The organism is Candidatus Neomarinimicrobiota bacterium (assembly GCA_022573815.1).
GTDB lineage: Bacteria > Fidelibacterota > SORT01 > SORT01 > SORT01 > JACZTG01.
The window spans coordinates 1-6,081 of the sequence record JACZTG010000054.1 but is presented as its reverse complement, the minus strand read 5'-3'; the positions used below and the strand labels follow the sequence as shown (position 1 = coordinate 6,081).

8 protein-coding genes and 3 tRNA genes are annotated in these 6,081 nt (G+C 37.2%); 5 read left to right on the top strand and 6 right to left on the bottom strand.

The genetic code is table 11. The features are described 5' to 3' along the window. Positions 1 to 107: 107 nt before the first annotated feature. The 5 genes from IIB39_11205 to IIB39_11185 all read right to left on the bottom strand — a co-directional run bounded on the left by IIB39_11205 (position 108) and on the right by IIB39_11185 (position 1,927). A tRNA-Leu gene (locus IIB39_11205) sits at positions 108 to 192 on the bottom strand. A gap of 5 nt (positions 193 to 197) precedes the next feature. Continuing rightward, a tRNA-Cys gene (locus IIB39_11200) sits at positions 198 to 270 on the bottom strand. A 47-nt stretch (positions 271 to 317) separates the two neighbouring features. Continuing rightward, a tRNA-Gly gene (locus IIB39_11195) sits at positions 318 to 390 on the bottom strand. Positions 391 to 439: 49 nt separating this feature from the next. Beyond that, on the bottom strand, positions 440 to 1,408 hold the full coding sequence (locus IIB39_11190; GenBank protein ID MCH8929262.1) for a hypothetical protein: 969 nt from the start codon (positions 1,406 to 1,408) through the stop codon (positions 440 to 442). 330 nt (positions 1,409 to 1,738) lie between these two features. Next, positions 1,739 to 1,927, bottom strand: a complete 189-nt coding sequence (locus tag IIB39_11185) for a hypothetical protein (GenBank protein MCH8929261.1) — start codon at positions 1,925 to 1,927, stop codon at positions 1,739 to 1,741. A 364-nt stretch (positions 1,928 to 2,291) separates the two neighbouring features. On the opposite strand from IIB39_11185, the gene IIB39_11180 reads away from it, so the two are divergent. From IIB39_11180 to IIB39_11170, 3 genes are all read left to right on the top strand, one after another. Then, positions 2,292 to 2,870: an FkbM family methyltransferase gene (locus IIB39_11180; protein MCH8929260.1), complete on the top strand. Its 579-nt coding sequence runs from the start codon at positions 2,292 to 2,294 to the stop codon at positions 2,868 to 2,870. Between the two features lie 235 nt (positions 2,871 to 3,105). After that, on the top strand, positions 3,106 to 3,510 hold the full coding sequence (locus IIB39_11175) for a cyclic nucleotide-binding domain-containing protein (protein MCH8929259.1): 405 nt from the start codon (positions 3,106 to 3,108) through the stop codon (positions 3,508 to 3,510). 720 nt (positions 3,511 to 4,230) lie between these two features. Next, positions 4,231 to 4,644 (top strand): collagen-like protein, encoded by a 414-nt coding sequence (locus IIB39_11170; GenBank protein ID MCH8929258.1) that lies wholly within the window; start codon positions 4,231 to 4,233, stop codon positions 4,642 to 4,644. Between the two features lie 192 nt (positions 4,645 to 4,836). Here the strand turns inward: IIB39_11170 and IIB39_11165 are convergent, their stop codons facing one another. Next, on the bottom strand, positions 4,837 to 5,025 hold the full coding sequence (locus IIB39_11165) for a hypothetical protein (protein ID MCH8929257.1): 189 nt from the start codon (positions 5,023 to 5,025) through the stop codon (positions 4,837 to 4,839). Positions 5,026 to 5,358: 333 nt separating this feature from the next. Between IIB39_11165 and IIB39_11160 the strand changes: the two genes are divergently transcribed. Further along, on the top strand, positions 5,359 to 5,724 hold the full coding sequence (locus IIB39_11160; GenBank protein MCH8929256.1) for a hypothetical protein: 366 nt from the start codon (positions 5,359 to 5,361) through the stop codon (positions 5,722 to 5,724). Positions 5,725 to 5,745: 21 nt separating this feature from the next. Next, positions 5,746 to 5,904 carry a hypothetical protein gene (locus tag IIB39_11155; GenBank protein MCH8929255.1) on the top strand — a complete coding sequence of 53 codons (159 nt, stop codon included), beginning with the start codon at positions 5,746 to 5,748 and terminating at the stop codon, positions 5,902 to 5,904. Positions 5,905 to 6,081: the final 177 nt, after the last annotated feature.

Sequence of the window (6,081 nt, the reverse complement as noted above, 5' to 3'; positions counted from 1 at the left end):
AAAATGACATATTTTGACATAATTTGGCATTTCTCAAAAATAAAAGGGAAGGCAATATGCCCTCCCTTATTCTCTGTAAGTCTTTATTATTACTACTCTTTAACAAGTGCCGGGGGCGGGACTCGAACCCGCATGGTCTAAACGACCGAGGGATTTTAAGTCCCTTGCGTCTACCAGTTTCGCCACCCCGGCGATAGAGGCGACGACCGGATTCGAACCGGTGAATGAGGGTTTTGCAAACCCTTCCCTTAGCCATTTGGGTACGTCGCCACAAAAAGAAATCCGCCTAATAGCGGGCTGACTCTTTAAAATCCTTGAGCGAGAGACGAGATTCGAACTCGCGACCACCACGTTGGCAACGTGGAGCTCTACCAGCTGAGCTACTCTCGCATTCATAAGTAAAAAGTTAATAACTGTGGTTATTAACGCAAGTAAAAAATTATTGTTCGATAAGATCATCTAACAGCAATTCTTCTTCAGAATTCTCGTCTTCAACCAAGGGGAAATGAACACGGTATTCGCTGACAAAGGACTCAATTTTATCGTCAGAGGGATATTCTTCGGAGAGTAGTACAAGATCGAACGACACAGTGTTCACCAATAAATCCATATCTCGCTGTATATTTCGTTTCTTAGCTTTGAGTTCTTCCAATTTAGCTGCATCCTTCTTATTCTCATCATAAGCTTCTTCGATCGTACTTCCCTTTAAACTTAATTTTAATCGGTCAAGATTTTTGTTCACACGCTTCAGACTAAATAATTTTGCGGATATTTCCGTGAGCTCAACAGATTTAATTTTGTAAGATATATTGATTACACCTAAATTCTGTCCTTCGGCTCCCGCCTTATAAATTCCTCGCCCATTATTTATTTTTGGCCTAATGAAACTTTTACCATCATGACCGCCGATGATCATATCAAGTCCCTCAACTGAATCAGCAAGCGCTTGTTCAACTTTGAAAGGCATATTTGTCAACGCAACTACTAAATTCACATCGTTTCTAATCTCTCTTAGAATATCTCTGGCAGAACTGACCGGATCAACGATCTCTATAGATTTTGGGAAGTTACCACCGTCCCACGCCAACCCAATAAACCCAATTTTTAAATCACCCACTTTTTTTATGATATATCTTTCAAACAACGGTTTGTGAAATTCGCTGCTCTGAATATTCGATGATAAAAATGGAAATTTCGCTCTGTCTTTTAGAGATAGAAGAAATGACTCACCCAACATAAAATCATCATCTCCCACATTTAAGACTGTAGTCCCCATTTCATTGAACGATTCTAAAATTAAACCTGCTCTTGCAGCCATTTCGTTCCTGGTAGAGTCTGTGAGTACGCCTTTCTGGAAAAAGAGATCCCCGCTGTCCACGACGAAAATATGCTTCCCTTCGGAGCGCATTTTATTTAGAAAACTTGCTTTCCTGGCCAGACCGCCGGAAGGACTGGTTTTTCAACCACAAGGTTCGATTTCACCATTTACATTACCCGTAAATATAATGTTGAAATCTGATGTGGCTTTTTGCTGCTGCTCATCATTGCAGCTTCCATTGTAAAACACGAATGTAAAGGTAATTATTAAATATACTGACTTCATCTATCCGACCTATATTTAAATTCTGATTAATATATAATAGATTACAGTGGATAAAGAAGCAAATTTGATATTTCGTGCTTTGTGAAAAACGTCGCTGAATCAGATAAATCCAGCCGAGAAGATAAAAATTATTTCTTAGTTTTTCAGCATTTTAAGACGATCATTCAAGGAATTCAATAACTGCTCAATTTTCAGTTTTGTCCTCGGTTCGTCTGCTCTACCAAGAGAAACGAGAACACGTTGCTTTGTGTTCTTCCCTTCTCTCTTGTTTTCCACAATTTGAAGATATTCATATTTTTCTGTTTTTTTCAGCCTTACAAACATAAAATAATTATCCTTTTTAGAAGAATTAAAAATAAAAAGAAAATTGATTGTTAGTATATATAATATATTGCGGTATATGTCAAGTATTATTTGTATACGTATAATATTATTAGATTATGGTAATATATTACTATATAACGAAATATAGCATTACCGATAAAAAATTTAGTATCCAAACCCCGCTGATTGTATATTTCAACTTCAATTTATATGAAATATTTCCATAAAATAAAATTTTTATATCGCGCAAATCGCTTCCGTTATTTTCTTGACAAGGCCTGAACTGAAATTTATCATCTCAAATTTGCATAAAAACGATTGCGCATTAGACATCGGTGCGCATAAAGGAGCTTATACATATTGGATGCACAAAGCTGTGGGACCGAACGGAAGAGTATTCGCTTTTGAACCTCAAAATGAATTAACGGATTACCTTAAGAAGATGATAAAAATAATGGGAATGGAGAATACTACTATAGAACACTCAGCAATTTCTTCGGCTGAGGGTTTTTCCACGCTTGCAGTACCGGGCGATAGCCCTTCTCCGGGAGCAACTCTTGAAACAGAGTTATTTGAAAATGATGTCCGTTCATCTCAAGTTCCTACGACTACTATTGACAGTTATTTCGGTGACAGACTTGATATGGAGATCAACATTATAAAATGTGATGTGGAAGGTCATGAACTTGAGGTATTTAAAGGCGCTGCCAAAACTTTATCCCAATTCCAGCCACACTTGATTTTTGAATGTGAACAGCGACACCGCATCAATGATTCTATTCAAGACGTATTCGGTTTTTTACATAATCTTGGTTATAAAGGATATTTTTTCCGGAATGGACAGATTCATCAGTTAGAAGAATTTAATTATGATCAAACCAAAGATATTAACAACCCCGACTATGTAAATAATTTTCTCTTCTCAGCAGAAAAAGTAATTTAATTGTTGAATAATTAATGCTTGATAGTGACTTGTAAAAAATTTACCTCAGAAAAGGTGCTTTGGGCACGCGCATCTGTTGATTGGGATATGTGTGTATTTCAGGAGTTGTAGTCGAACCCGCCACTGGCGATAATAGGCATACAATGGTTTCAGGTTTACACAGTCACTCTTGATAGTATAAAAAGTAGTTGTTATCTTTTATATAAGTTATTTGTTTAAACTATTGGAGTCTCTTATGAATTCTGATTTAACGTTCTCAAAGAAAGTTAAATTTTCAGCGGAAACAATTATCATTCAAGAAGGAGATATAGGGGGTCCATTCTATATCCTTCTTGAGGGAAAATGCGAAATCCTTAAACGCGATTTTCCGATGACGACACTGGACAAAAAGGGTATCATCTTTGGGGAGATGAGTATGCTTCTTGACATACCGCGAACTGCAACCGTGAAAGCGTTTTCGGATGTAGAAGCGATTGAGGTTGACATCAGCCTTGATAATATGTTGGACCATTACCCGAAGACAACTAAGAGTATAATTCGCACCCTTGCTAAACGAGTTATTCATCAGACAGACGTTCTTTATGGTTATATTGTTCAGGAGGAGCTTTCGGAGTTCGGGGAGACAGATAATGAAGAGTAAGTATTTATCTGTTGAAGTCTAAGCCTCCATTTCATCGCAATTCGTAATAATTATGAATTGAGCCTGCCAAGCTAACAGTCAACAATTTTTTTCTGTTCTGAAATATATTTAGATTTCTCAAAATCTCTAGTCGGCTTAATACTCAATACATAACACTAAATCTTATTCCCCTATATAAAAGAGAGAAATATCGTTGATAAATGTAATTGACATTGACAGTGATTATCAGGCAGTTAGCTCCGGGGAGTGTCTTCGAGCTTTGGGAAGGGTTGTGTAAATATTGTGTAGCTAAAGTGAGAACGAAGTCTGCCGAAAGTTGGTAATTTTTAAGAAGGGGGTATCACCACCTGCTGATTGGACTTCAAAGAGTAGCGGGGAGCAGATTCGAACTGCCGACCTACGGGTTATGAGTCCGTCAGAACTGTTGTGAATCAAGGGTTTACAGAGACTTGTGCCATATTTGTGCCAAAATTACCTCAGAAAAAGCGAAATGGGCATACCCACCTGTTGATTCGCATTGTTTATATATCGACCTATATAGATTAGTCGTGGCAGAAAAACTTTTCAGTATATATAGAATTTTTCTTTCATACTACGCCACCGCATGATTAATGAACATTTGATATTCGCTCTTAAACAGTCTATCTTTGGGGGCTTCACAATCTTTTAGAATAACGAATCAACTGGAGGGCAGGATACTTACTTATTATTTTACTATTTATGTCTTGTGAAGGGCCACTTGGACCAACAGGCGAACAAGGCATTCAAGGAATTGCAGGACAAGATGGAACGGTTGGAACAGATGGTATAGACAGTGATGATGGAGCGCAAGGGCCTCAGGGAGTGCCAGGACCCGGAACAAGATTGGTGCTAAGCGGTGAAATAACTTCAGATGATATGGTAATTAATATACCAACCCTTGCCTTAAATAGTCTAGATATTCCCTCTTTAGATGTTTATGTTTGTCCTACGGGATTTGAGTGTGTACCACTTCCGGTTACTTTTCTTAATGAAGAAGGATTAGTCGCTACAGCCTATTTCCTCGGAAATTCAACCATCCGCCTTATAAGGGGACTAATTTTGGTCAATACATTTGCTTCGACAGGTAATTACATAATTATATTAGTTATTTGAAGTTACAAGTCAGGCGAGCTATCGATTTTAGCTTAAATTAGACCTGATTTGGCAATATTTATAGCACTCAAAAACTGGTAGTGTCTTAATTTGAAATGGGGCGGGAAATGAGGAGGCGTTTTACACGAGATTCGTTGTCATGAAATTACTCACCGAGACTCGAAACCCGCCCTATGATTTTAAATTTATAGTTTATTTACCCGGAGGTGGCAGCATCTCTTTTGAGTTGGGAAACCAGGAATTACCAGTGCGTGTATCAATTAAAGGAGGAGCGGACAACCCATCATTAACTTGATAACGTCCATTCTCCGACCACCGAAATAGAATTACAAGTAATCCCGCCATAAATATCATAATAGCATATTCGAGATTCTTACTCATAGTATTTACCTCCACATTAATTTGATTAAATGAATCTTATCCTAATTTAGAAGGATAAATTTAGTAAGCCAACTCTCTTTCTAATAAATCCTCCATATTCCACAATCTATTAGTTATACCAGCTCCTTTTGAAAGGATACTACCCACCTGTTAATTCGCATTACTTATATATCAGCCTTCATGGATTAGTCGTGGCAGAAAAATTTCGTTAAAATAATAATTTTTAATTAGCTTGAAGCTTTAGGAAACATATCTTAATTTTTTGAAGAAATTTTTAGCATAATATCTCTTACAAAAGGTTGCCATTAATACGATTGATTTATTGGAGGTGAAATGGAGATATTCCTATTCTATTTTTTATTTGTTGTTATTGTTTCCGTTTGGGCTGGCAGTTGGGGGCATTCGAGATTCAATTACTTTTTCTTATCTCTATTATTATCACCGCTTATTGCCGCAATAATACTTCTTGTTTCAGGTAAAACTGGTAATAAGAAATGTCCTAAATGTGCGGAGTTCGTTCAAGAGGAAGCTGAAATATGTAGGTTTTGTGGACACGAATTTGAGGAAAAAGATGAATCCGAAGAATCAGATGAAGAAGATACCAAATACACAGATGCAACAGATTTCTCCCCCCTTGAACTCATTGTAGTCACATTAATATTGATGGGTATATTTTACTTCGTCGTGATAGCCAATTAACATAATTATGGAGAGGTTAATATGCGAAACATAGACAAGATGTTCGGTAAGCCTAAGAAAAAGAGAACTAATAATATCGTAGGTGTGAGTATAATCGGGTATGACGACCCGGTAGAGGAAAAGCCGATAATTCTAACTAAGAAGATACCGGGTAAGGCAAAAATCATTAAGAGGAAATGACATCTATATTTAAGCGGGCGATTTTGCCCAAACAAGAAAAATGGTGCTGTTGAAATAAGGACAAGATCTCTCACTTAGAGTTTCTTTTATTTGCTCAAGTTGTCCCGTAGGGACGCCTACGGCGTTAATATACTTGAAGATAGAAGAGACTATATAATTGTAAAAGTGGGAGGACAT

Coding starts and splice junctions, on each gene's coding strand:
- IIB39_11190 (MCH8929262.1), bottom strand. CDS start 1,408: ATGCGCTCCGAAGGGAAGCATATTTTCGTCGTGGACAGCGGGGATCTC.
- IIB39_11185 (MCH8929261.1), bottom strand. CDS start 1,927: ATGTTTGTAAGGCTGAAAAAAACAGAAAAATATGAATATCTTCAAATT.
- IIB39_11180 (MCH8929260.1), top strand. CDS start 2,292: ATGCACAAAGCTGTGGGACCGAACGGAAGAGTATTCGCTTTTGAACCT.
- IIB39_11175 (MCH8929259.1), top strand. CDS start 3,106: ATGAATTCTGATTTAACGTTCTCAAAGAAAGTTAAATTTTCAGCGGAA.
- IIB39_11170 (MCH8929258.1), top strand. CDS start 4,231: ATGTCTTGTGAAGGGCCACTTGGACCAACAGGCGAACAAGGCATTCAA.
- IIB39_11165 (MCH8929257.1), bottom strand. CDS start 5,025: ATGAGTAAGAATCTCGAATATGCTATTATGATATTTATGGCGGGATTA.
- IIB39_11160 (MCH8929256.1), top strand. CDS start 5,359: ATGGAGATATTCCTATTCTATTTTTTATTTGTTGTTATTGTTTCCGTT.
- IIB39_11155 (MCH8929255.1), top strand. CDS start 5,746: ATGCGAAACATAGACAAGATGTTCGGTAAGCCTAAGAAAAAGAGAACT.